The sequence below is a fragment of the Variovorax sp. PEI5 genome, from assembly GCF_056679935.1.
In genome coordinates this window covers 394,480-415,442 of the sequence record NZ_JBWXPH010000004.1, presented here as the reverse complement: position 1 = coordinate 415,442, position 20,963 = coordinate 394,480, and the positions used below count along the sequence as shown (strand labels likewise).

Genomic DNA, 20,963 nt, shown 5'->3' with positions numbered 1-20,963 from the left:
GGTCCAGACGAAGGGTTTGGGATTGATGTTGTTGATGGCCACATAGGCACGGATGGCGTTCTCCAAGGCGCGAGTGGAGCGGAACCTCCCGCGCTTGAGCCGACGCGCCGTGAGGATCGAGAACCAGCATTCCACCAAGTTGATCCAGGAAGCCGAGGTGGGCGTGAAGTGCAGGTGCACACGCGGATGGATGCATATAGAGACCTACGATGTCTCGCACCTTGTCGACGAAATACGGGTCGGTGGAGAGCGTGAAGCCTTCGGTGCGATGCGGCGCCAGGGCGAAGGCACGCCAGATGCGCGAGATGGTGGTCTGGCTCAGTCCCAGATAGGCGGCGAGCGTGCGGGTGGACCAATGGGTGGCATTCTCAGGCACGGTCTCCAAGGTCGTGGTGATCACGGCCTCGACTTGTTCGTTCAGGATCGTGCGAGAAGCGCCTGAGTGGGGTGCATCGTCGAGGCCGGCAATGCCATGCTAGGCAAAGCGCCGACGCCACTTCGACACCGTCATCAGGCTCAAACCCATCGACTCGGCAATGGCCGTATTGGTCGCTGTCGAATCGGCGCAAGCCAGCACGATGCGCGCTCGCAGCGCCAGGGCCTAGGCTGTCTTGCGGCGACGTGACCAACCGATCGACACGGCTCGGTCGGCTTCGCTTAACTTGATGGCAACGGCACGGGGTATGGCCATGATGTGCTCCTGGGCTGCTGAGGACAGCCGCCAGAAAAACATCATAAAAGCTCATGCGAATCTCGAATTCACACCCTAGGCCTGTTTTCAGGCGTGTGAATGTCTAGGTTTTGCTCGGTCGCCTCTACTGGTTCTTGACAGCTTCCGCAGTCTACCTGACGAGCGTCTGTGATTTACTCGGCCCACCTCGAGTTATCCACAGGCCAACTGATGTTGGCGTAATGAGCATCTCTACGGAGTACTGAAACCCATTTTTTATGGCCAAAGTCTGCGAAAACAGCTGCAGAACCGTTACCACGAACCAACCGTCCGCGCTCTACTCGACCTACTCGGGGCTTTGGACACGTCAGTGTCCGTACTTTACTCGCCCCTCCAGCGACTGCCACTCTACTTCCGTCCGCGATTTACTCGGTTGTGGACCGACCCTTGTGGGCTTAGGACGGAGCAAACTTCGACGTCGTACCCCGTAATGTCACCCTAGGTTCTCGGCGCCTTCCAGGTGGCAGCGGTGACGGAATGAAATCGTGCAGACCGCATAGGATGGGCGTGAGGGTCGCGCGTGCTGCATGTGTGATGCTATCGATGAGTCATATTTTTTGAATCGTCGCTTCACATTCTGCTTCTGCAAAGGTACGACAGAGAATACATGTCGGTGGGGGGCTGTGTGCTTGGCGATGGCGATTTTGATCCTGTGCTTCCCTGACTCTAGCTGTACTGCCTTTGAGGGGAACTCTATCGACAAAGCTTGCATTCGATGGGATGACGCATCGTGTGAGCCTTCGCTCGTTAGTCCATGCGTGCGAGGCACTCGCCCGTCCCACGATACGAAAAAGCATCAGAGCACATCGAGTGGCCTCTACTCAAGCGCTGTCTCGCCTCATACGCTGGCTATGTGCATCGCCCTCGCATCAGCCGGTGTAACGGCCCAGATTCAACAATAAATTCTTCAAATCGATGCAATAGTGCATTGGATTTTTGCTTCCGGGACTTATTGCACGGAAGCATTCGAGGGCCAGCGTTGAAAACATTATTCTCCGTAATACAGTACTAGCTGTACGCTAAACCTAGCTAATTAATATAAAAGTTCTAATCAAAAAGTTTATTTTTGGAATGGATTGGCTCAAGCGTTGGGTATCGAGAAATTTTGCTCACCTGAACTGAATCTGGTGGTTGCTGTTCTTCGTATGTCCGTCGCCGTAGGCATCCAAAGTTGCTTGCCACAGTAGGCGGCATTATGGTTTAGTACTAAATTATTAAATTTTCTGGGACTTTTGTTCGCAGGGGCAGAGTCCGATCTTCAATCCGCATCGAATCTGCGATTTGGGCCGGCTCCTGAACGGCATCCGGTTCGGCTGACTTCGGAAATTCGACATCTCCGCATCTCAGGCCATGCTCGATCTATGGATCGGCGAGTGGAATTCCCAAATTTTCCCTTCTGAAATCGACAATGAAAAAACTGTCCACCCGACAACTCCTGATCGGCACCTTCGTCGTGCTGGCATTCCTGGTCACGCTGGTCAGCCTGCTGGCCATGCGCTCGCTGAGCGCCTCGGACGAACGTTTCTCCGGCTATGTGCACGGCCTCGGCGCGCGCCAGGGGCTGCTCTCGGATCTGCGCAGCGCCGCCAACCGGCGTGCCATCGGCGTGCGCGACATGGCCCTGGTGGCGACGTCCGGCGAGCGCGACATCGCCAAGGCGATGGCGGTGGGCGCCAACGAGGAACTCCATGCCGGACTGCGTGACCTGAAAGCGCTGATCGACGCCGACAACGATGTCTCGGAGCGCGAGCACGCGCTGTTCCAGAAGATCGAGCGCATCGAGGCCCAGTACGAGCCGGTGGCGTTGTCGATCGTCGAACTGGCGGCCACTGGCAAGCGCGACCTGGCGATCGAGAAGATCAACTCGACCTGCAGGCCCCTGCTGTCGGACCTGCTGGCGACCATCAGGGAGAGCGTCGAGGTCAACCGGCAGGAATCGAAGGCCGAGGTCGAGTCCTCCGCGGCGACCTATGCGAGCCAGCGCAACGTGCTGCTCGCCCTCGCTGCCTTCGCGGTGCTGAGCGCCATCGCCCTCGGGCTGTTCGTCACGCGCCGGATCCTCGGCGCGCTGGGCGCCGAGCCGGCCGACCTGAGCGTGGCGGCGCGTCACATCGCCGATGGCGACCTGCGCGAGATCGCCGGGGCGGCGCAGGCGGCGCCGGGCAGCGTGCTGGCCTCGATGGGACTGATGCAGCACCAGCTGGTCGAGCTGATCGGCCAGGTGCGCGCCTCGGCCGACAGCATCGCCACGGCCAGCGCCCAGATCTCCCAGGGCAACAACGACCTGTCGAGCCGTACCGAGTCGCAGGCCTCGGCGCTGGAGGAGACCGCCGCGTCGATGGAGGAGCTCAATTCCACCGTCAAGCAGAACGCCCACAACGCCGGGGAAGCCAACGACCTGGCCCATGGCGCCAGCGCGGTCGCCACGCGCGGCGGCGAGGTGGTGCTGCAGGTGGTGGAGACGATGAAGGGCATCAACGACAGCAGCCGGCGGATCGCCGACATCATCGGCGTCATCGATGGCATCGCGTTCCAGACCAACATCCTGGCGCTCAATGCGGCGGTGGAGGCGGCGCGCGCGGGCGAGCAGGGCCGGGGCTTCGCGGTGGTGGCTTCCGAAGTGCGCAGCCTGGCGGGTCGCTCGGCCGATGCCGCCAAGGAGATCAAGTCGCTCATCGGCGCGAGCGTGGAGCGCGTGGAGCAGGGCACCGTCCTGGTCGACCAGGCCGGCGCGACGATGACGGAGGTGGTGGAGTCGATCCGTCGCGTGGCCGACATCGTGGGCGAGATCAGCGCCGCGAGTTCGGAGCAGAGCATCGGCGTGGCGCAGGTGGGAGAGGCGGTCACGCAGCTCGATCAGGCCACGCAGCAGAACGCGGCGCTGGTCGAGGAGAGCGCGGCGGCCGCCGAGAGCATGAAGTTCCAGGCCGAGCAACTGGTGCAGGCCGTCGCGGTGTTCCGCACGACGGCAGCGGCGACGTCGCCCTCTGCTGCCATTGCCGCCCAGCCCGCCGCGCGATCGGCGCGGCCGGCCGCGCCTCGCTCGTCGACGCCGCCGCGGCGCGGCTTCGCGCGCCCGGCCGCCGGCCTGTCGACCCTGCGCACGCCGGTGCGTGGCGCGGCGCTGTCGCCGGCCGGGCTGGCACCCGCCCCTAGCGCGGCGGACGACTGGGAGTCGTTCTGATCCCCGACCCCGCCCGGCCCGACCCCTTTTCCATCATCCCCAGAGTCCACACATCCCCATGAAGATCCTCATTGCCGACGACAGCCGCGCGATGCGCCAGGTGATCGCGCACATGCTGCGCGAGGCCGGCTTCCGCGGCCACCAGATCCTGGAGGCCAAGGATGGCGCCCAGGCCCTGGAAGTGACCCAGGCGGAAACGCCCGACCTCATCATCTCCGACTGGAACATGCCCGAGATGACGGGCATCGAGTTCCTGCAGAAGCTGCGCGAATCGGGCAGCCAGACGACCTTCGGCTTCGTCACGACGGAGGTCAGCGCCGCCATGCGCGAGCTGGCCAGCGCCAACGGCGCGCGCTTCCTGATCGGCAAGCCGTTCACGAGCGACGATTTCCACGCCGCGCTGTGCGACGTCATCGACTGAGGCGGCGCCATGACACTCATCCGATTGCCCACCGCCTTCCAGGTCGGCGAATGCGTGCGCAAGCTCACGCGTCGCGACGTCGAGGTCGCCCTGCTCGCCAAGCCGGCGGCGACCCCGCTGCCCTATGGCGGCACCTTCCATGGCGGCGACCGCGCCGTCGTGGCGATGTGCGCGGCCGATCTCGCGTTCGCGGCCTTCACCGGCGCCGCGCTCTCGCTCATCCCGGCGGAATCGGCGCGCGAGCGCATGGCCGCCGGCGCGCTCGACGAGATGCTGGAGGAGAACTTCGCCGAAGTCCTCAACGTCCTGGCGCGGATCTTCGTCGTCGCCGAGTCCACCCGCATGACGCTGCTCGAACCGGTGTTCCCGCCGCGCGCGCTGCCCGTGGCGCCGACACCCGGCCCGGCCCCGGCGGCGATCCTGCGCGGCGACTACCGGATCGACATCGACGGCTATGGCGTGGGGCACCTCGCGCTGTGGAGCCTCGCGTGACAGGCGACATCGCCGCGCTGGCCGTGCGTTGCGGCCGTTCGACGATCGAGCAGCTGGAAGGCGCCAGCGTCGACCTGGGCGAGGCGAGCGACATGCTGGGCCATGCGATGGCCGCCCTGCGCGGCCACTTCGCCGCCGCGCTCGCCACGACCCGGGCCACCGACGCCACCGAATGCCGGCGCCATCTCGAGGCGGCGATGGTGGCGCTGCAGGCCGAGGACGCATTGACCCAGATGCTCGACGACCTGCAGCGTCGCACGCAGCAGATGGCCGATGTCATGCGCTATGTGGTGACACCGCGCGGCGACGCGGCCGCTGCCGGTCCGCTGGGCGCCGGCTGGGCCGGCCGCGACGAGCTCCTGGCCCGCCTGCGCCTGGCCATGGTCGCCATGGATGCCGGCATCGTCCGTCCGGGCCCGGTCCCGCGCGAGCGCGCCGATGCCGGCACGGTCGAACTGTTCTGACGCGCCGCCATCGCGCCGCGCCTCGCTCCCCCCATTCCACGAAGAAGCCCTTGCAGATGACCCGAACCATTCTCACCGTCGACGACTCGCCCTCCATGCGCCAGATGGTGGCGACCACGCTGCGCCGGGGTGGCTACACGGTCGTGGAGGCGATCGACGGCGTCGACGCGCTCGCGCATGCCGGACGCCACCAGGACGTGTGCCTGGTGGTGACCGACCAGAACATGCCCCGCATGGACGGCCTGACGCTCACGCGCGAGCTGCGCGCGCAGGCGCGCCACGCGCGCACCCCCATTCTGATGCTGACGACCGAGTCGAGCCCGCGCATGAAGGCGGCCGGCAAGGCCGCGGGGCTGACGGGCTGGATGGTCAAGCCCTTCGATCCGGCGACGCTGCTGGCGGTGGTGGCCAAGGTGCTCGGCTGAGCGGCCGGGCGATGCGGGTCGAGCCTGGAGGAGAGCGCATGCACGGCGACGACAACGACAGCGACGATCGCCACGACGACGTCGACTTCGACATGAGCGAGTTCCTCGGCCTGTTCGTCGAGGAGGCGCGCGAGCACCTCCAGGAGATGGAGGCGCTGCTGCTGGCATTGCGCGTGGAGACGGTGACGCCCGACGAGCTCAACCGGATCTTCCGCGCGGCGCATTCCATCAAGGGCGGCTCGGCCACCTTCGGCCTGCACGGCGTGACCGAGCTGGCGCACGTGCTGGAGTCGCTGCTCGACCTGCTGCGCGAGCGGCGCCTGGTGCTCACCACCGACATGGTGGACGCGCTGCTGCGCGGCAGCGACATGATCGGCGCGCAGATCGGCGCGCACGAGGGTGGCCCGGCGGTCGACCCGGCCGAGGTGGCGCGGCTGTGCGCCTGCATCCGTGGCCTGGCCGATGGCGGGGCGGCGCCAGTGCCGGCACCGGCACCGGCACCGGCACCGACGACCGTGCGAGCGGCTCCGGCGGCCCGGCCGATCGGCGTCGAGGGCGTGGCGTTCGGCTTCTTCGACGACGACGATGACGACGAGGAAGCGCGGGACGCATCCGGAGTCGAAGCCGAAGCCGGAGCCATGCTTCGGACGGCAGCGGCAACGGCTGCCGAAGTCGATCCGACATCGACATCGACAGCCTCGACGCGTGACTCCGGATCGGCCGGATCGGCCGGGTCGACAGCCACCCCCGCCATCCCCGCCGCGATCGACGCATCGAAGCCGGCCGGGGTCGCGACGTCGGCGGCCGAGGCGGTCCCGGCGGCGGCGGTCGCGGCCATCGCGGTCGCGGCGTCACCACCGGCATCGACCACGCCCGCCTCGACCGCGCCGCCGGCGGCGCCGGTCGTCGCCTCCGCGCCCGCCGCCGAATCCAGCTCGATCCGCGTCGGCGTCGAGAAGGTCGACCAGATCATCAACCTGGTGGGCGAGCTCGTCATCACGCAGGCGATGCTGGCCCAGGGCGTGCAGAGCGTGCAGGGCATGGAGAGCGTGGAGGGTGGCCACGCGCGGCGCCTGGAGATGCTGCGCGCCGGCCTCGAGCAGCTCGAACGCAACACGCGCGCGCTGCAGGAAGCGGCCATGGCGATGCGCATGATGCCGGTCTCGACGGTGTTCCACCGCTTCCCACGCGTCGTGCGCGATGTCGCCGCGCGCCTGGGCAAGGAGGTCGAGCTCAAGCTGGTCGGCGAGGCCACCGAGCTCGACAAGGGCCTGGTCGAGCGCATCGTCGATCCGCTCACGCACCTCGTGCGCAACAGCCTGGACCACGGGCTGGAGGCGCCGGCCGAGCGCATCGCGCGCGGCAAGCCGCTCAAGGGCACCCTGACGCTGAGCGCCAGCCACCAGGGCGGCAACGTCGTCATCGAGGTGAGCGACGACGGCCGTGGCCTGGACCGCGAGCGCATCCTGGCGAAGGCGCGCGAGCGTGGCATCGTCCTGGGCGAGCACCCGTCGGATGCCGAGGTGTGGGGCCTGATCTTCGAGGCCGGCTTCTCCACCGCCGAGCGCCTCACCGAGGTCTCCGGGCGTGGCGTCGGCATGGACGTGGTGCGCAGCAACATCGTGGGCCTGGGCGGACGCGTGGAGATCCACAGCGAGGCCGGCGTGGGCACGCGCATGACGGTGCGCCTGCCGCTCACGCTGGCCATCCTCGACGGCATGTCGGTGGCCTGCGGGGGCGAGACCTTCATCGTGCCGCTGGCGCTGATCGTCGAGTCGTTGCGCCCGGCGCGCGATGCGATCCGCACGCTCGCCGGCCAGGGCCGCGTGCTGCAGCTGCGCGGCAGGTACCTGCCGCTGCTGAGCCTGCGCGAGCTGCTGGGACTGGACGCGCCGGCAGCGGCGGGCGAGGACCCGGCCGCGCACGGCGACGGCGGCGACGAGGAGGGCATCGTGATCGTGATCGACAGCGAAGAGACGCGCCTGGCCTTGCGGGTGGATGCGCTGCTCGGCCAGCACCAGGTGGTCATCAAGAGCCTGGAGACGCACTACCGCAAGGTCCCGGGCATCTCCGGCGCCACCATCATGGGCGACGGGCGCGTCGCGCTGATCCTGGATGCCGCCGGGCTCGGCCGCCTGGCCAGCCGCCAGCGGCGCGAGCGCGCCACCGCGGTCCCGTCCGCCGCGTCGGCAGCGCCGGCAGCGCCTGTCGTGGCCGCGGCGGCCACCCCGTGCGGCGATTCGAACCGCTCCATGTCCTGCGCGATCCCGGCCATGGCGGACCACGCCGCGTCGGGTGCGCGGCCTTCCCATCACCCGCTCCCGTCGGCAGCCCGACCAGCCCCATGAACACCACCTCCACCCTTGCGGCCGCCGAGCGCGCCAGCGCCTCCGCCCCGGCCGTCGCCGCCGCCGCCGCCGCCACGGGCATGCTGACCTTCCGACTGGGCGCCGAGCACTACGCCATCGACATCCTGCAGGTCCAGGAGATCCGCGGTTGCGAGGCCGTCACACGCATCGCCAACGCCCCGCGTTCGATCAAGGGCGTGATCAACCTGCGCGGCAGCATCGTGCCCATCATCGACATGCGCATCCGCCTGGGCCTGCCGGAGGCGAGCTACGACGCCTTCACGGTGGTCATCATCGTGAACGTCGGCGCGCGCGTGGTGGGCATGGTGGTGGATGCGGTCTCGGACGTGGTGAGCCTGGGTCCCGGGCAGATCCAGCCCGGCCCGGCCATGGCCGCGATCGACCAGGGCTGCATCACCGGACTGGGCACGCTCGACGACCGCATGCTGATCGTGCTGGACGTGCAGGCGCTGCTGGCCGACCTGGACGCGCCATGAGGCCCGGGCGCGCCGAAGTCCCCGAGCGACCCGGACGAGCCGGGCCGGCGCCGGCCGGCGAGCGCGACTTCGCCTTCCATCCGAACGACTTCCGGCGCGCGCGCGCGCTCATCCGCGCGCGCGCGGGCATCGCCATCGCCGAAGGCAAGCAGGAGATGGTCTACAGCCGGCTGGCGCGCCGCGTGCGCGCCAGCGGACTGGGCAGCTTCGAAGCCTATCTCGACCATCTCGAGGGCGCGCGCGACGATGCCGAGTGGGAACACTTCACCAACGCCCTGACGACCAACCTGACCTCGTTCTTCCGCGAGGCGCATCACTTCGGACTGCTCGCGCGCCATCTCAGGGGCCTCTCGCGCGCGCGGCCGCTGCGTATCTGGAGCTGCGCGGCTTCCACCGGCGAGGAGCCCTATTCGATCGCCATGGCCATGGCCGAGGCCTTCGACACCCTGACCCCGCCGGTGCGCATCCTGGCCACCGACATCGACACCCAGGTGCTGGGCGTGGCGCAGGCCGGGGTGTACGACGCCCAGCGCGTGGCCGGCCTGGAGGCGACCCGCCTGCGGCGCTTCTTCCAGCGCGGCGCGGGCGCGCACGCGGGGCAGGTGCGCATCAGGCCCGAACTCGCCGCGCTGGTGCACTTCCGCCCGCTCAACCTGCTGGGCGAGTCGTGGCCGGGGCTGCAGCCGTTCGATGCCATCTTCTGCCGCAACGTGATGATCTATTTCGACAAGCCCACGCAGTACACGGTGCTCGGCCGCCTGACCCGGGTGCTCGAGCGCGACGGCCTGTTCTTCGCCGGGCACTCGGAGAGCCTGCTGTTCGCCTCGGACCTGCTGCGACTGCGCTCGCACACGGTCTACGAGCGCGCACCGGCCGGCCCGGGTGCCCCGACCGCCGTCGCCGAAGGGGCGAGCGCATGACGCGCCCGCTGATGCAGGCGCCCAGCACGAAGGTGTACTTCGAGCCCGCGTTCCAGTCGCGCGCCGCGCGCATCCTGCCCGGGGAGTACCACGTCACGCGAGACGACCTGGCGATCGTGACGGTGCTGGGTTCGTGCGTGGCCGCGTGCCTGCGCGACCCCGACAGCGCCATCGGCGGCATGAACCATTTCCTGCTGCCCGACGTGGCCCACGGCCAGGACGCCGAGGGCGCCTCGGCGCGCTATGGCACCTATGCCATGGAGGTGCTGATCAATCGGCTGATCCAGCTCGGGGCCCGGCGCGACCGCCTGCAGGCCAAGGTCTTCGGCGGTGCCCATGTGCTGCCGGGCATGCACCGGCTCAATGTCGGCCAGCGCAACGCGCGCTTCGTGCTCGACTTCCTGCGCACCGAGCGCATCGCGGTGCTGGCGAGCGACCTGGAGGACGACTGCGCGCGCAAGGTCGCGTACTTCCCGCGCACCGGCATCGCGCGCGTCAAGCGCCTGGTGGATGCCGACGCCGGGCGCGGCGCCGGCGCGCTGGCGCGGCGCGAGCAGCGCTATCGCGCCGAGGTCGCGATAGCGCCGCTGGCCGGCGAGGTCGAGCTGTTCGACCAGGACGCGCCATGACGAGCCCGGTCGCGATTCCCCCGAAGGCGGCGCCACGCAGGAAGATCCGCGTGATGATCGTCGACGACTCGGCCCTGGTGCGCCAGGTGCTCTCGACCATCGTCAATGCCCAGGCCGACATGGAGGTGGTGGCCACCGCGGCCCATCCGGTCATGGCGCGCGACACCCTGCGCGAGGTCGAGGCCGATGTCATGACGCTGGATGTCGAGATGCCCCTGATGGATGGCATCGAGTTCCTGCGCCGGCTCATGGCCGCGCGTCCGATGCCGGTGGTGATGGTCTCCACGCTGACCGAGCGCGGCAGCGACATGACCCTGCGCGCGCTCGAGCTCGGGGCCGTAGACTTCATCTGCAAGCCGCGCCTGGGCGTGGCCGAGGGCCTGCGCTCCTATGCGCGCGAGCTGTGCGAGAAGCTGCGCGTGGCCGCGGCGGCGCGCATGCCCCGGCGCGTGCGCCGGAGCGCTCCGGTCGCGGCCGCCGGCACCGGCCTCGGTGTCCCGCCGCGCACGGGCTTCGGGTCCTGCGGCGCGCGCGTGATCCTGGTGGGTTCGTCCACCGGCGGCACCGAGGCGGTCCGCGAGCTGCTCGAGGGCCTGCCCGCCGATGCGCCGCCGATCCTGGTGGCCCAGCACATGCCCGAGCATTTCACGCGCTCGTTCGCCCAGCGCCTGGACGGGCTCACGCATTTCCACGTGCGCGAGGCCGAGGACGGCCAGGTCGCCCGCGCCGGCGATGTCTTCATCGCCCCGGGCCACTCGCACCTGCTGCTGCAGCGCCATCCCGGCGGCGGCTATGTCACGCGCCTGTCGCGCGCCGATCCCGTCAACCGCCATCGCCCCTCGGTCGACGTGCTGTTCCATTCGGCCGCGCAGATCGCGCGCGGCCATGCCATCGGCATCATCCTCACGGGCATGGGGCGCGACGGCGCCGCCGGCCTGCGCGCCATGCATGATGCCGGCGCGCGCACCTTCGCCCAGGACGAGCGCAGCTGCGTCGTCTTCGGCATGCCGCGCGAGGCCATCGCCGCCGGTGGGGTCGACGAGGTCGTGCCGCTCGACGCCCTGGCCGCGCGCGTGCGCGACTGCCATGGCGTCACCCACGCCCACAAGGATTGACCGGGGCCCGGTGCCCCACTGGAAGGACCCATGCTGGAATCGATCGAACCCACGGCTGCGTCACCCGACGAGGGCCCGAGCGTGCTGCTCGGGCGCCAGCCGATCGTGGACCGCACCGGTGCCCTGGTGGCCTACGAACTGCTGTTCCACGGGCACGACGGGACCGGGGACTCGATTCCCGCGGACGACCCCGCCGCCACCGAGCAGGTGATCCTGAACGCGATCGCGCAGTTCGGCGTCGCCGGCGCGCTGGGGCCGCATCGCGGCTTCGTCCATGCCGGGCGCGGCGCGCTCGGCTTGGACAGCCTGCTGCTGCTGGAGCCGGCGCGCTTCACGATCGTGGTGCGCGGCGCCGACATGGCCGACGCGGCGGTGCCGGCGGCCTGCCTGCGCCTGCGCCAGGCCGGCTTCCAGATCGCGCTCGACGATGTCGCGGCGCTGCCGCCGTGCCCGCCCCGGGTGCTCGAAGCGGCGGACATTGTCAGGGTCGACCCCCATGGCGTCGGCTGCACCGACCTGTCCGGGCTGGTCGCCGCGGCCCATGCGGCGGGTTGCGCCGTGCTGGCCACGCAGGTCGAGACCCGCGAGCAGTACCGCTGGCTGTATGGCCAGGGCGTCGACCTGTTCCAGGGCTATTTCTTCGCCCGGCCCGAGCTCCTGCGCCAGCACCAGGTTAGTCCCTCGCAGGCGGCGCTGCTCAAGCTCGTCGGCGTGCTCGCCAGCGATCCGAGCCTGGCCCGGCTGCAGCTGGAGGTGAAGCGCCATCCGATGCTGCTGGCCCAGTTGATGAAGCTGGCCGGCTCGGCGCTCGTCGCGGGCCGTCCCGACCTCACGGTCGGCGAGGCCATCGCGCGCGTCGGCACGCGCCAGCTCGCGCGGCTCGCCCAGCTGTTGCTGTTCGCCAGTGGCGGGCAGCTGCCGCTGGAGGACGATCCGCTGCTGCAGCTGGTCCACACGCGGGCACGCTTCTTGGAGTTGCTGGCCGAGTCGCTGTGGCCCGAGGACGCCGTGCTGGTCGATGCCGCGTTCCAGACCGGCATCTATTCACTGATGCATGTCGTCACCCTGCAACCCAGCGAGGAGCTGCTGGCGCAGGTCGGCACCAGCCTGCGCATCCGCCTGGCCATCCTGCAGTCCGAAGGCCGCCTCGGCGACCTGCTGCAGATCGCGGAGTTCATGGAAGGCTTCCGGACCGACCGGCCGGCCCACGTGCTGACGCGGCATGGCCTGTGCACCGCGCGCATCGGCACGCTGTTCGCCCGGGCGACGGGCGAGATCCTTTCCAGCACATGAGAGCATCCGGAGTTGTTAACTTTCTCACTCGTAGTAAGTTAAATGATATACAAGTTTCATTTGTATCATTTTTAGGGTTATCATTTCTTCTGAGTCGAGCGAACGATCCAGCGTTTCGGTAGGACTCAGGAGCATGAAACCATGAATTTTGTTACATCGTCGCAGTCCCAGGGTTTTTCCACATCGGCTTGGCAGGCCCTCGAACGCGCCGCGGTCAAGCGCCGTTCCGCCGCCACCGTTCTGAAGCTGCTGACCCGCCTGGTGCAGTCCGGTCTGGCATCGCGCAGCGGGATCGCGACGGACCTGACCTGCACGCTGCCCCCGCGATCGAACTGCGAGACGCTGGTGCCGGTCATCGACGCTCCGTTCGAGCAGTGGGCGGCCCTGACCGATGCCTATGCCGAGCAGTTCCTGCGCATGCAGCGCGGCGAGAAGGGCGCCCGCGACAAGGCGATGTCGCTCTCGCAGGAGATGCTGCGCATGGGCGAATCCATGAAGTGCACCACCTGAGGCACCACGACCACGCCCGGGAGCGGGCGTCTCAGCCAGCGGCCCGGCACAGCGCGTCGACCCGGCTCCGCAGCCGACGCCAGTCGGCATCCAGGGTGGCCTGCGCATGGTGGGCGGCGGCGGCCTGTTCCAGCCGGCGCGCCAGGACATGCGCCTCGGTGTCGCCGATGAGCAGCAGCACCGCCTTGAGGTTGTGCGCGACGCGTCGCAACGCCGCCGCGTCGCCGGCCGCGCAGGCCCGGTCGCCGGCTTCCACGTCGAGCGGCAGCTGCGCCACGCAGCTAGCGAAGAACTCGTCGAACAGCGAGGCCCGACCCCCGAAGTGATCCGCGATGGCGCGTTCGCGCTGCGTGGCTCCCAGGCGCGAGGCCGCATCTGGCGGCGCGGCGGACGCGACGATGTGACCGGCGTCCAGGGCCTGCTCCACGCAGGCGATCAGGTCGGCATAGGGCACCGGCTTCTCCAGCACCCGGAAGACCTTCAGCTCGGCCGCCTGGGCATGCACGGCAGCCGTAAGGCCGGCGCTGAGGATCACGATCGGCAGCCCCGCGTGCGAGGGATCTTGGCGCAGGGCGCGAAACACGTCCATCGCATGGCCGTCGGGCAGCATCAGGTCGGAGATCAGCAGGTCGGCGCCACCGGGTTTAAGCTGCCGCCACAGCTCGGCGATGCAGGGCGCATGGGTGAGTTCGATCGGCAGCTCGGCCAGCGCCATGCCGATGAAGCGGCGGATCATGGCGTCGTCCTCCAGCACCAGGATGCGGCGGCGCCGGGTCACAAGGCCCCCGCGCCCGCAGGTCCCATCACCGCGCGGATCTGGTGCGGGAGTTCGCTCACAATGCGCGGCTTGTGCACGATCGGCACGCCCTGCAGGGCGAACAGATAGGGTTCGAGGTCCTGCTCCTCCAGCGAGGTCAGGACGATCAGGCGGCTCTCGGCGAACTGCAGGTGCGAGCGCAGACTGGTGATCAGGGTGGCGCCATCCATCCCCGGCAACAGGATGTCCACGATCAGCAGCGCGGGCTGCAGCTGGCCGGCCATGGCCAGGCCGGCGAAGCCATCGTCGGCCACGTGCAGCTCGAACGCCGGGAACTCGCTGCGCAGCAGCATCGAGGCGAGCTTCTGGTAGTGCTTGGAGTCCTCGATCAGCAGCACCTTGACCCGGCCGCTCGCGGGCGCCGCCACGGCCGGCGCGGCCGGTGCCTCGGCGACGCGGCGCTCCGGCGCGCCGCCGTCCTGGCGCCGCTGCAGGAAGGCCTCTACGGAGGCGCGGCTGATGCGGCGATGGCCGCCAGCGGTCTTCCAGGCCGACAGTTCGCCACGGTCGACCATCAGCTGGACCGAGCGCACCGCCAGTCCCAGGATCTGGGCGACATCCCGCGTGCTGTAGTCCGTGCCGGGAGAAGGCGTGGGCGGGTTCATGGTGGCGTGAATTCTGTCCGAAAAGGCGTGGAAATGGTAAATATGATTTTCATGTTTGTATCATTTGTAGCGATAATTGGGACTCCATCGAAAGCTTCCCGGATTCCCATGAACAGCATTCTGATCGTCGATGATCACTCCGATATCCGCCGACTCATCCGCATGACGCTGGAATTCGCGGGGCATGGCACTGAGGTCGCCGAAGCGGGCGATGGCGAGACCGGTCTGGCGCTCGCGCGCGAATTGCGGCCCGATGTCGTGATCACCGATGTCATGATGCCCGGCTCCACCAGCGGGCTCAGCCTGTGCCAGACCCTGAAGTCCGATCCGGCGCTGGCCGGCACCGCCATCATCATGATCTCCGCCAAGGGCCGCGCCGAGGATCGGCTGGCGGGCCTGGAAGCGGGCGCGGAGGCCTATCTGGTCAAGCCCTTCAGTCCACTCGAGTTGGTGAAGACGCTCGAGCGCCTGGGCGTCTGCGCATGACTGCGGCGCAGCCCGGGGGCGACCAGCGTTTCGACGCGGCGGCCTCGGCCCAGATGGAGACGCTGGTGTCCGACCTGGGCAAGATGTACCAGGAGCGCAACGACGCCCTGCGCGAGGTCGTCGCCGCGCACCAGGACACGCTCTACAAGCTGGCCCTGGCCGCCGAATACAAGGACGACGACACGGGCGTGCACATCGTGCGCATCGGCGTCCTGGCCGAGGCGCTGGCGCTCGCGCTCGGCCAGAGCCGGACCTGGTCGGCGATGCTGCGCAAGGCCGCTCCGATGCACGACATCGGCAAGATCGGCATCCCCGACGCGATCCTGAAGAAGCCGGGCGGCTTCACGGCGGACGAGCGGGTGGTGATGAACCGGCATCCGGAGATCGGCGCCGAGATCCTCGGCCAGTCGCGCGTCCCGCTGTTCCAGATGGCGGCGGAGATCTCGCTGTTCCACCACGAGCGCTTCGACGGAAAGGGCTATCCCCGGGGCATCGCCGGCACCGACATCCCCCTGGTCGGGCGCATCGTCTCGGTGGTCGACTTCTTCGATGCCCTGTCGATGACGCGCTGCTATCGTCCCGCCTTCTTCGACGAGCAGGTCAAGAGCATGCTGCTGGACGAGCGCGGCAATGCCTTCGATCCCCGCGTCGTCGATGCGCTGATGGATGATTGGGAATCCTTCGTGGCGCTGCGTGACCGCGTCACGGAGAGCCGCATCACCTTCCGGGACCTGATCCAGGCCCCGAACCACGAATGGAGCCTGGCATGACATCCAGATCACTCGCCGCCATCGGCGCCGCACTGACCCTCGCCCTGGCCGCCGGCCTGGCCGCGCGGGACAGCCATGCCGGTCCGGTGGCCGACCGCGTCGCCGCCGCCGGCACGGTGCGGGTCTGCATCTGGCCCGACTACTACGGCATCACCTATCGCAATCCGCGCAACCAGGCCCTCACCGGCATCGATGCCGAGCTCTCCGAGCAGCTGGCGCTGGACCTGCGCGTGCAGCTGCGGTACGTCGACTCGTCGTTCGCGACGCTGATCCAGGACCTGGAGGGCGACAAGTGCGATGTCGCCATGTTCGCCATCGGCATGCTGCCGCAGCGGCTCGAACGCCTGCGCTTCACCAGGCCCTACCTGCGCAGCGACATCTATGGCGTCACCACCAAGGGCAATCGGGTGGTGCGCGGCTGGGACGACATCGACAAGCCCGGCGTGCAGGTGGGCGTGCAGGCCGGGACCTTCATGGAGCCGGTCATGACGCAATCGCTGAAACAGGCCCGCCTGGTGGTGGTGGCGCCACCGACCACGCGCGAGCGCGAGCTCGAATCGGGCCGCATCGACGTCTACATGAGCGACTACCCCTATACCCGCCGCCTGCTGGACAACGCCGACTGGGCCGAGCTGATCCGGCCGCCCAAGCCGTTCCACGTGCTGCCCTATGCCTATGCCGTCAAGCCCGGCGACGACGCCTGGCTGCAGACGATGGAGAAGTTCGTCGAGCGCATCCACGCCGACGGCCGGCTCGATGCCGCGGCGCGGCGCAACGGCCTCGGCGCCATCGTGGCGCGCTGAACACCATGCGCACGCCTCAGGCGCAACGCTGGCCGACCCATCGCCTGGTCCTGGCGGTCGGCCTGTTCCTGGCGCTCCTGATGCTGCTGACCTCGGCCGTCATCTTCCTGCAGGTCCGCGCCGCCGTCGTCCAGGAGCAGCAGAAGCGCAACGCGCTCTATGCGCGCGTGCTGGAGAACTACGTCACACGCAGCATCGACACCGCCGCACTGACGCTCGCCGGCATCGCCAACGACCTGGGCGTGCCGCTGACCGCCACGCCCGCGGCCGTGTCGGCCAACCTGCGCCAGATCCTGGTGAGCCTGCCCCAACTGCGCTCGCTGGCCGTCGTCCAGCCCAATGGCGTGGTGCTGGCCGCCAGCGATCCCGCCGACATCGGACGCCGGGTCGACCTCAGCCGCCTCGGCACCTTTCCAGCGCAGGCCAGTCACGTGCTCGGCAGCTACCTGCCCGGACGCGGGCTGGCGTCCATCATGCCGGGCAGCCGGGCCGCGAAGTCGCCCGATCCGGTCGGCTTCATCCCGCTGATGCAGCGCGCGCGCGCGTCGTCGGGCGAGGTCGTGGTGGTGGCGCTCATCCACGCGGAAGGCCTGATCAACCAGATGCGGCTGACGATCAACGAGCCATCGAGCCGCGCGGCGCTGACCAACTACGAGGGTCTCCTGTATGGCGACACCGGCAGCGCGGCGCCCGACACCTCGCTGGCCGGGCACGCGGTGTTCAGGCAGTTCCTGCCCCGCATCGAACACGCCACCTACGAGGGACCGGGCATCGCCCCCGAGGTCCAGACTGGCGCCTTCCGCGTCTCCAGCGCGTGGCCGCTGGTGGTGCTGGTGGAGCGGCCGCTGGAGAGCGTGATCTCGGCCTGGCTGCTGGGCATCCGGCCGCAGCTGATGGTCGCGGCCTTCGCGATCCTGGCGGTCGTGGTCCTGACGGTCGTCGCCTCGCGCAGCCTGAAGGCGCGCGAGGAGGCGCGCCGCAGCCGCGACAAGCTGCTGGCGAAGATCGCGCACAGCGAGCAGGAGCTCAGCGTCATCGTCCGCAGCGTGCAGGAGTTCCTGTTCCGCACCGACACGACCGGCGCGCTGACCTTCGTCAATGCGCACTGGATGAGCGCTTCCGGCGAGGCGCGCGAATCGATCCTGGGCAGCCGGCTCGAGGACATGGTGGCGCCGCAGGAGCGGCCGCACGTGCGGGCGCTGCTGCAGGTCGGATCGAATTCCGGCGTGCGCATGGCGACCCTGACCTTCTGGGCCGCGACCACGCATCCGAGGCGGGTCGACATCGCCCTGGTGCCGCTGCACGAGGGCGACCGGATCACCGGTTTCGCGGGCAGCGCGGTCGACATCACGGCGCGCGAGGAGGCCGAGGCCCGCCTGGGCGAGCAGCTCGCGTTCATGGCGCTGCTGCAGGACATGAGTCCGCTGCCCATGTCGCTGCGCGACATGTCGGGCAGCTACGTGGATGTCAACCGCGCCTGGCTCGAATTCTTCGGCTTGCCCAGGAGCCAGGTCATCGGAAAGACCAAGCTGCTCGTCGTCCAGGATGCCGAGGCGCGGGTGCACGAGGCCCAGGACCAGCGCCTGAAGGGGATCGGCACGCCGATCCAGTACGAAGCCGCATTCACGCGGGGCCAGGGCGACCGCCGCGACATGCTGATCGACAAGGTGCTGGTGCCCGGCCGCGACGGCCAGCCCCACGGCATCCTGACCACCTTCATGGATGTCACCGAACTGCGCGACGCCTCCCGCGCGACGCAGGAGGCGCGGGAGGTGGCGGAGGAGACTTCGCGCGCCAAGAGCGAATTCATCGCCAACGTCAGCCACGAACTGCGCACGCCGCTGCAGTCGATCATCGGCTTCTCCGAGCTGGGCGCCGGCCGCGTGCGCGCCGATCCGATGGTCACCGAGATGTTCAGCGACATCCTGGCCTCGGGACAGCGCATGCTGGCGCTGGTCAACGACCTGCTGGACGTCGCCAAGATCGAGAGCGCCGTCGGTACCATCCACCTGGAGCGCACCGACCTGCGGCCCCTGCTGCGCGGCGTATTGCGCGAACTCGATCCGCTGATCAACGCGAAGCGCCTGACCATCGAACTGCGGCTGCCGGCGGCGTCGTTGTCGACCAAGGTCGATCCCTTCCGCTTCCAGCAGGTAATGCGCAACGTGCTGGCCAACGCGATCCGCTTCTCGCCGGTGGGCGAACTGATCCAGCTCGGCGCCCGCCATGCCTCGGACCACAGCATCCATGTCTGGGTGCGCGATCAGGGACCGGGCATCCCGGCCAGCGAGCTGGAGGACATCTTCAATGCCTTCGTGCAGTCCAGCAAGACCAAGGACGGCTCCGGCGGTACCGGCCTAGGGCTGGCCATCTGCAGGAAGATCCTGGACGCGCATCGCGGCACGATCAGCGCCCGCAACGTCGACGGCGGCGGCGCTTGCTTCGACATCCTGCTGCCGCCCAACGATTTCACCGACACGATGCCCGGCGTACTGGCCGAGCTGGTCTGAAGGCCAGGTACCGGCACGCCTGGTGGACGACTCGCCATGCCGGTCCGGCGCGCCTGCCTGGCGCCCGGCGCATTGCATTCGCCCGCGAATCCTCATGCAATCCTGATGCAACTGGGCAATGCCATTGCATGGTTGCCCCTTGGGCACCGGCGCCGCGCCGGTCAACCTGATTGCGATGTCCGGCCGCACGCGGTCCAAGACGATTTGGCTGGCCAGCGGCGACGAGAGCATCGTGGCGCCCGTGCTGACCTTGCGTAAGTTCCTAGGCGCCGTCGGTTGGCTGGCCGTGAGCGACCAGTTCAGCCTGCGGGCCAGCGACATCGGCGCGCCGGGGACGGTGACGACCACCGGTGCGAGCACGGCTGTTGCCTCGGGGCCCCTGAGCTTCGTCGGCAGCGCCGGCGCCAGCTACACGCTCGACGAGGTGATGGCCGCCGACAGTGCCACGCCGCTGTCGCGCTACTAAGCCTTGGTCGCCTGCGTTGACGCCCTGGGATCGACGGACGTCTCGGCCGTGACGATTAGGCCAATCCAGCTGGAGACCAGGTATGGCGAGAGACGGTGAGCTGCTTCAGCGTAACGCACGCGTTGGATGACCGCTATGCCGTGGGCATCTACGACACACCGCTGGGCAGCTACGCTATGGAGTTCGTGAACGGCTGGGGCTGGCTGGCGGCCCCGGCGAGCGACTTCGTGTCGTCCGCCGACCCCTACGACGGCCTGCCTGCGCCGGCGTCGCCCGTCACACCCTGAGCATCGCGCCGGGCCACCCCCACGCCGAGGTCGAGGACGCCGAAGGAACCGGCGTCCCCGGCACGGCCCCAGCCTTCAGCGGCCATGTGCGACGGCAGGCCGGGGGAGGCGACGCGGTCCCGCTCAGGCCGCCGCCAGTTCCGCCGGCGTCTTGTACTTTTGCACCTGCGCGAAGCGCCGCACCAGGTAGTCGCCCGACAGCACCGGCGCGTGGCGCGGCGGCTCCTCGGCCGACCGGAACTGCGGCAGGCACGCCACCGGCGCCGCGTAGTCGAGGTTGAAGAAGGTCGGGATCGAGAAGCGCTCGCGCCCCGTGCGGTTGGCCACGCGATGCGGGTTGGAGACGTAGGTGTCGTTGGTCCAGACCTTGACCATGTCGCCCAGGTTCACTACCAGCGTGTCCTCGATGTAGGGCGCGGCGACCCACTCGCCATCGCGCGTGCGCAGCTCCAGGCCGCCGATCGGGTCCTGCGCCAGCAGCGTCAGCATGCCGTAGTCGGTATGCGCGGCGGCGCCGAGTTCGAGCGCCGTCGGGCTCGACTGCGGCGGATAGTGGAACAGCCGCGACTGCACCATCGGCTTCTGGCACCACTGCAGGAAGAAGTCCTCGCGCTGGTCGAGCGCCCGCGCGAAGATGCGCAGCAGCCGCTTGCCGAGCTCGACCGCGTGGTCGAAGTACGTCTGCGCCGCGTCGCGCAGCCAGGGCTTGTCCTCGGGCCAGCGGTTGGGGCCGTGCAGGGGCAGGCCGGCGCGCACGTCCGGGTCGTCCACCGGCAGGTCGATGCCCAGTTCGTAGCTCTCCTTCAGGTCGGGCTTGTGGCCCGGATGCTGCGTCACGCCGTAGGGCATGAAGCCGCGCCGGAAGCGCTCGTCGATCAGGTCCCGGCGCCGCTCCTCCTCGGACAGGGAGAAATAGCGGCGGGTGGCCTCGAACACCGCGTCGACGGCCGCGCGCGGGATGCCGTGGTTGCGGATGTAGAGGAAGCCGGTGTTGGTGCAGGCGGCCTTGAACTGCGCGACCAGTGGCTCGATCGGGCCGCCAGCGAGCCAGTCGCCGAGGTCGAGGATGGGCATCTCGGTGGCCGAGGCGCGGCGCGGGGCGTCGACCTGGAGGTCGGGGGTCGGGTCGATGGCGGGCATGGGTTTCTCCTTGGATGGGGGCCGGAACGACGCCGGCGGCGGGTGGGGGAT

The 20,963-nt window shown here is 68.9% G+C and carries 22 protein-coding genes and 1 pseudogene; 18 read left to right on the top strand and 5 right to left on the bottom strand.

All coding sequences use genetic code 11. From position 1 onward, the window contains the following. Both AC1MLT_RS23665 and AC1MLT_RS23660 read right to left on the bottom strand, forming a co-directional pair. A pseudogene (locus AC1MLT_RS23665) lies at positions 1–424 on the bottom strand (transposase); the annotation flags it as partial. A gap of 51 nt (positions 425–475) precedes the next feature. After that, positions 476–577: a helix-turn-helix domain-containing protein gene (locus AC1MLT_RS23660; RefSeq protein ID WP_481036947.1), complete on the bottom strand. Its 102-nt coding sequence runs from the start codon at positions 575–577 to the stop codon at positions 476–478. A gap of 1,570 nt (positions 578–2,147) precedes the next feature. Between AC1MLT_RS23660 and AC1MLT_RS23655 the strand changes: the two genes are divergently transcribed. The 12 genes from AC1MLT_RS23655 to AC1MLT_RS23600 all read left to right on the top strand — a co-directional run bounded on the left by AC1MLT_RS23655 (position 2,148) and on the right by AC1MLT_RS23600 (position 13,028). Beyond that, positions 2,148–3,914 carry a methyl-accepting chemotaxis protein gene (locus AC1MLT_RS23655; protein WP_481036972.1) on the top strand — a complete coding sequence of 589 codons (1,767 nt, stop codon included), beginning with the start codon at positions 2,148–2,150 and terminating at the stop codon, positions 3,912–3,914. A gap of 58 nt (positions 3,915–3,972) precedes the next feature. Further along, the gene (locus AC1MLT_RS23650) at positions 3,973–4,335 is read left to right on the top strand and encodes a response regulator (protein ID WP_481036945.1); all 363 of its coding nucleotides are present in this window, start codon (positions 3,973–3,975) and stop codon (positions 4,333–4,335) included. A gap of 9 nt (positions 4,336–4,344) precedes the next feature. Then, positions 4,345–4,827 (top strand): hypothetical protein, encoded by a 483-nt coding sequence (locus AC1MLT_RS23645; RefSeq protein WP_481036944.1) that lies wholly within the window; start codon positions 4,345–4,347, stop codon positions 4,825–4,827. Beyond that, entirely contained in the window at positions 4,824–5,291 is a 468-nt protein-coding gene (locus AC1MLT_RS23640) for a hypothetical protein (RefSeq protein ID WP_481036943.1), read from the top strand. The genes AC1MLT_RS23645 and AC1MLT_RS23640 overlap by 4 nt, the downstream gene beginning before the upstream one ends. 56 nt (positions 5,292–5,347) lie before the next feature. Then, positions 5,348–5,716: a response regulator gene (locus AC1MLT_RS23635; RefSeq protein ID WP_481036942.1), complete on the top strand. Its 369-nt coding sequence runs from the start codon at positions 5,348–5,350 to the stop codon at positions 5,714–5,716. A 38-nt stretch (positions 5,717–5,754) separates the two neighbouring features. Beyond that, the gene (locus AC1MLT_RS23630) at positions 5,755–8,064 is read left to right on the top strand and encodes a chemotaxis protein CheA (RefSeq protein WP_481036940.1); all 2,310 of its coding nucleotides are present in this window, start codon (positions 5,755–5,757) and stop codon (positions 8,062–8,064) included. Then, the gene (locus AC1MLT_RS23625) at positions 8,061–8,561 is read left to right on the top strand and encodes a chemotaxis protein CheW (RefSeq protein WP_481036939.1); all 501 of its coding nucleotides are present in this window, start codon (positions 8,061–8,063) and stop codon (positions 8,559–8,561) included. The genes AC1MLT_RS23630 and AC1MLT_RS23625 overlap by 4 nt, the downstream gene beginning before the upstream one ends. Then, on the top strand, positions 8,558–9,481 hold the full coding sequence (locus tag AC1MLT_RS23620) for a CheR family methyltransferase (RefSeq protein ID WP_481036937.1): 924 nt from the start codon (positions 8,558–8,560) through the stop codon (positions 9,479–9,481). Before AC1MLT_RS23625 ends, AC1MLT_RS23620 begins: the two co-directional genes overlap by 4 nt. Beyond that, positions 9,478–10,110 carry a chemoreceptor glutamine deamidase CheD gene (gene cheD / locus AC1MLT_RS23615; protein WP_481036936.1) on the top strand — a complete coding sequence of 211 codons (633 nt, stop codon included), beginning with the start codon at positions 9,478–9,480 and terminating at the stop codon, positions 10,108–10,110. The genes AC1MLT_RS23620 and cheD overlap by 4 nt, the downstream gene beginning before the upstream one ends. After that, on the top strand, positions 10,107–11,225 hold the full coding sequence (locus AC1MLT_RS23610; RefSeq protein WP_481036935.1) for a protein-glutamate methylesterase/protein-glutamine glutaminase: 1,119 nt from the start codon (positions 10,107–10,109) through the stop codon (positions 11,223–11,225). Before cheD ends, AC1MLT_RS23610 begins: the two co-directional genes overlap by 4 nt. 30 nt (positions 11,226–11,255) lie before the next feature. Beyond that, the gene (locus AC1MLT_RS23605; protein ID WP_481036933.1) at positions 11,256–12,518 is read left to right on the top strand and encodes an EAL and HDOD domain-containing protein; all 1,263 of its coding nucleotides are present in this window, start codon (positions 11,256–11,258) and stop codon (positions 12,516–12,518) included. Positions 12,519–12,659: 141 nt separating this feature from the next. Further along, a complete protein-coding gene (locus AC1MLT_RS23600) occupies positions 12,660–13,028 on the top strand; it encodes a hypothetical protein (RefSeq protein ID WP_481036932.1) in 369 nt (122 codons plus the stop codon). 31 nt (positions 13,029–13,059) lie between these two features. Here the strand turns inward: AC1MLT_RS23600 and AC1MLT_RS23595 are convergent, their stop codons facing one another. Both AC1MLT_RS23595 and AC1MLT_RS23590 read right to left on the bottom strand, forming a co-directional pair. Further along, positions 13,060–13,806 carry a response regulator gene (locus AC1MLT_RS23595; protein WP_481036931.1) on the bottom strand — a complete coding sequence of 249 codons (747 nt, stop codon included), beginning with the start codon at positions 13,804–13,806 and terminating at the stop codon, positions 13,060–13,062. Then, positions 13,803–14,450, bottom strand: a complete 648-nt coding sequence (locus AC1MLT_RS23590; protein ID WP_481036930.1) for a helix-turn-helix domain-containing protein — start codon at positions 14,448–14,450, stop codon at positions 13,803–13,805. The genes AC1MLT_RS23595 and AC1MLT_RS23590 overlap by 4 nt, the downstream gene beginning before the upstream one ends. 108 nt (positions 14,451–14,558) lie before the next feature. Here AC1MLT_RS23590 and AC1MLT_RS23585 point away from each other — a divergent pair, with 108 nt between their 5' ends. The 6 genes from AC1MLT_RS23585 (at position 14,559) to AC1MLT_RS23560 (ending at position 19,772) form a co-directional block, all read left to right on the top strand. Further along, entirely contained in the window at positions 14,559–14,936 is a 378-nt protein-coding gene (locus tag AC1MLT_RS23585; RefSeq protein WP_481036928.1) for a response regulator transcription factor, read from the top strand. Beyond that, positions 14,933–15,706, top strand: coding sequence for an HD-GYP domain-containing protein (locus AC1MLT_RS23580; protein ID WP_481036926.1), 774 nt, complete (start codon positions 14,933–14,935; stop codon positions 15,704–15,706). The genes AC1MLT_RS23585 and AC1MLT_RS23580 overlap by 4 nt, the downstream gene beginning before the upstream one ends. Further along, positions 15,703–16,509, top strand: a complete 807-nt coding sequence (locus AC1MLT_RS23575; protein ID WP_481036925.1) for an ABC transporter substrate-binding protein — start codon at positions 15,703–15,705, stop codon at positions 16,507–16,509. Before AC1MLT_RS23580 ends, AC1MLT_RS23575 begins: the two co-directional genes overlap by 4 nt. A 5-nt stretch (positions 16,510–16,514) precedes the next feature. Next, positions 16,515–19,019 carry an ATP-binding protein gene (locus AC1MLT_RS23570; RefSeq protein WP_481036923.1) on the top strand — a complete coding sequence of 835 codons (2,505 nt, stop codon included), beginning with the start codon at positions 16,515–16,517 and terminating at the stop codon, positions 19,017–19,019. Positions 19,020–19,158: 139 nt separating this feature from the next. Next, positions 19,159–19,485, top strand: a complete 327-nt coding sequence (locus tag AC1MLT_RS23565) for a hypothetical protein (RefSeq protein WP_481036922.1) — start codon at positions 19,159–19,161, stop codon at positions 19,483–19,485. A gap of 122 nt (positions 19,486–19,607) precedes the next feature. Continuing rightward, the gene (locus AC1MLT_RS23560; RefSeq protein WP_481036920.1) at positions 19,608–19,772 is read left to right on the top strand and encodes a hypothetical protein; all 165 of its coding nucleotides are present in this window, start codon (positions 19,608–19,610) and stop codon (positions 19,770–19,772) included. 123 nt (positions 19,773–19,895) lie between these two features. Here the strand turns inward: AC1MLT_RS23560 and AC1MLT_RS23555 are convergent, their stop codons facing one another. Next, on the bottom strand, positions 19,896–20,912 hold the full coding sequence (locus AC1MLT_RS23555) for an isopenicillin N synthase family dioxygenase (RefSeq protein ID WP_481036919.1): 1,017 nt from the start codon (positions 20,910–20,912) through the stop codon (positions 19,896–19,898). Positions 20,913–20,963 lie beyond the last annotated feature (51 nt).

Bases quoted from the DNA above. Each gene is read 5' to 3' on its own strand.
- AC1MLT_RS23650 (WP_481036945.1), top strand. From the start codon at position 3,973: ATGAAGATCCTCATTGCCGACGACAGCCGCGCGATGCGCCAGGTGATC.
- AC1MLT_RS23645 (WP_481036944.1), top strand. From the start codon at position 4,345: ATGACACTCATCCGATTGCCCACCGCCTTCCAGGTCGGCGAATGCGTG.
- AC1MLT_RS23635 (WP_481036942.1), top strand. From the start codon at position 5,348: ATGACCCGAACCATTCTCACCGTCGACGACTCGCCCTCCATGCGCCAG.
- AC1MLT_RS23630 (WP_481036940.1), top strand. From the start codon at position 5,755: ATGCACGGCGACGACAACGACAGCGACGATCGCCACGACGACGTCGAC.
- AC1MLT_RS23625 (WP_481036939.1), top strand. From the start codon at position 8,061: ATGAACACCACCTCCACCCTTGCGGCCGCCGAGCGCGCCAGCGCCTCC.
- AC1MLT_RS23620 (WP_481036937.1), top strand. From the start codon at position 8,558: ATGAGGCCCGGGCGCGCCGAAGTCCCCGAGCGACCCGGACGAGCCGGG.
- cheD (WP_481036936.1), top strand. From the start codon at position 9,478: ATGACGCGCCCGCTGATGCAGGCGCCCAGCACGAAGGTGTACTTCGAG.
- AC1MLT_RS23610 (WP_481036935.1), top strand. From the start codon at position 10,107: ATGACGAGCCCGGTCGCGATTCCCCCGAAGGCGGCGCCACGCAGGAAG.
- AC1MLT_RS23605 (WP_481036933.1), top strand. From the start codon at position 11,256: ATGCTGGAATCGATCGAACCCACGGCTGCGTCACCCGACGAGGGCCCG.
- AC1MLT_RS23600 (WP_481036932.1), top strand. From the start codon at position 12,660: ATGAATTTTGTTACATCGTCGCAGTCCCAGGGTTTTTCCACATCGGCT.
- AC1MLT_RS23590 (WP_481036930.1), bottom strand. From the start codon at position 14,450: ATGAACCCGCCCACGCCTTCTCCCGGCACGGACTACAGCACGCGGGAT.
- AC1MLT_RS23585 (WP_481036928.1), top strand. From the start codon at position 14,559: ATGAACAGCATTCTGATCGTCGATGATCACTCCGATATCCGCCGACTC.
- AC1MLT_RS23580 (WP_481036926.1), top strand. From the start codon at position 14,933: ATGACTGCGGCGCAGCCCGGGGGCGACCAGCGTTTCGACGCGGCGGCC.
- AC1MLT_RS23575 (WP_481036925.1), top strand. From the start codon at position 15,703: ATGACATCCAGATCACTCGCCGCCATCGGCGCCGCACTGACCCTCGCC.
- AC1MLT_RS23570 (WP_481036923.1), top strand. From the start codon at position 16,515: ATGCGCACGCCTCAGGCGCAACGCTGGCCGACCCATCGCCTGGTCCTG.
- AC1MLT_RS23555 (WP_481036919.1), bottom strand. From the start codon at position 20,912: ATGCCCGCCATCGACCCGACCCCCGACCTCCAGGTCGACGCCCCGCGC.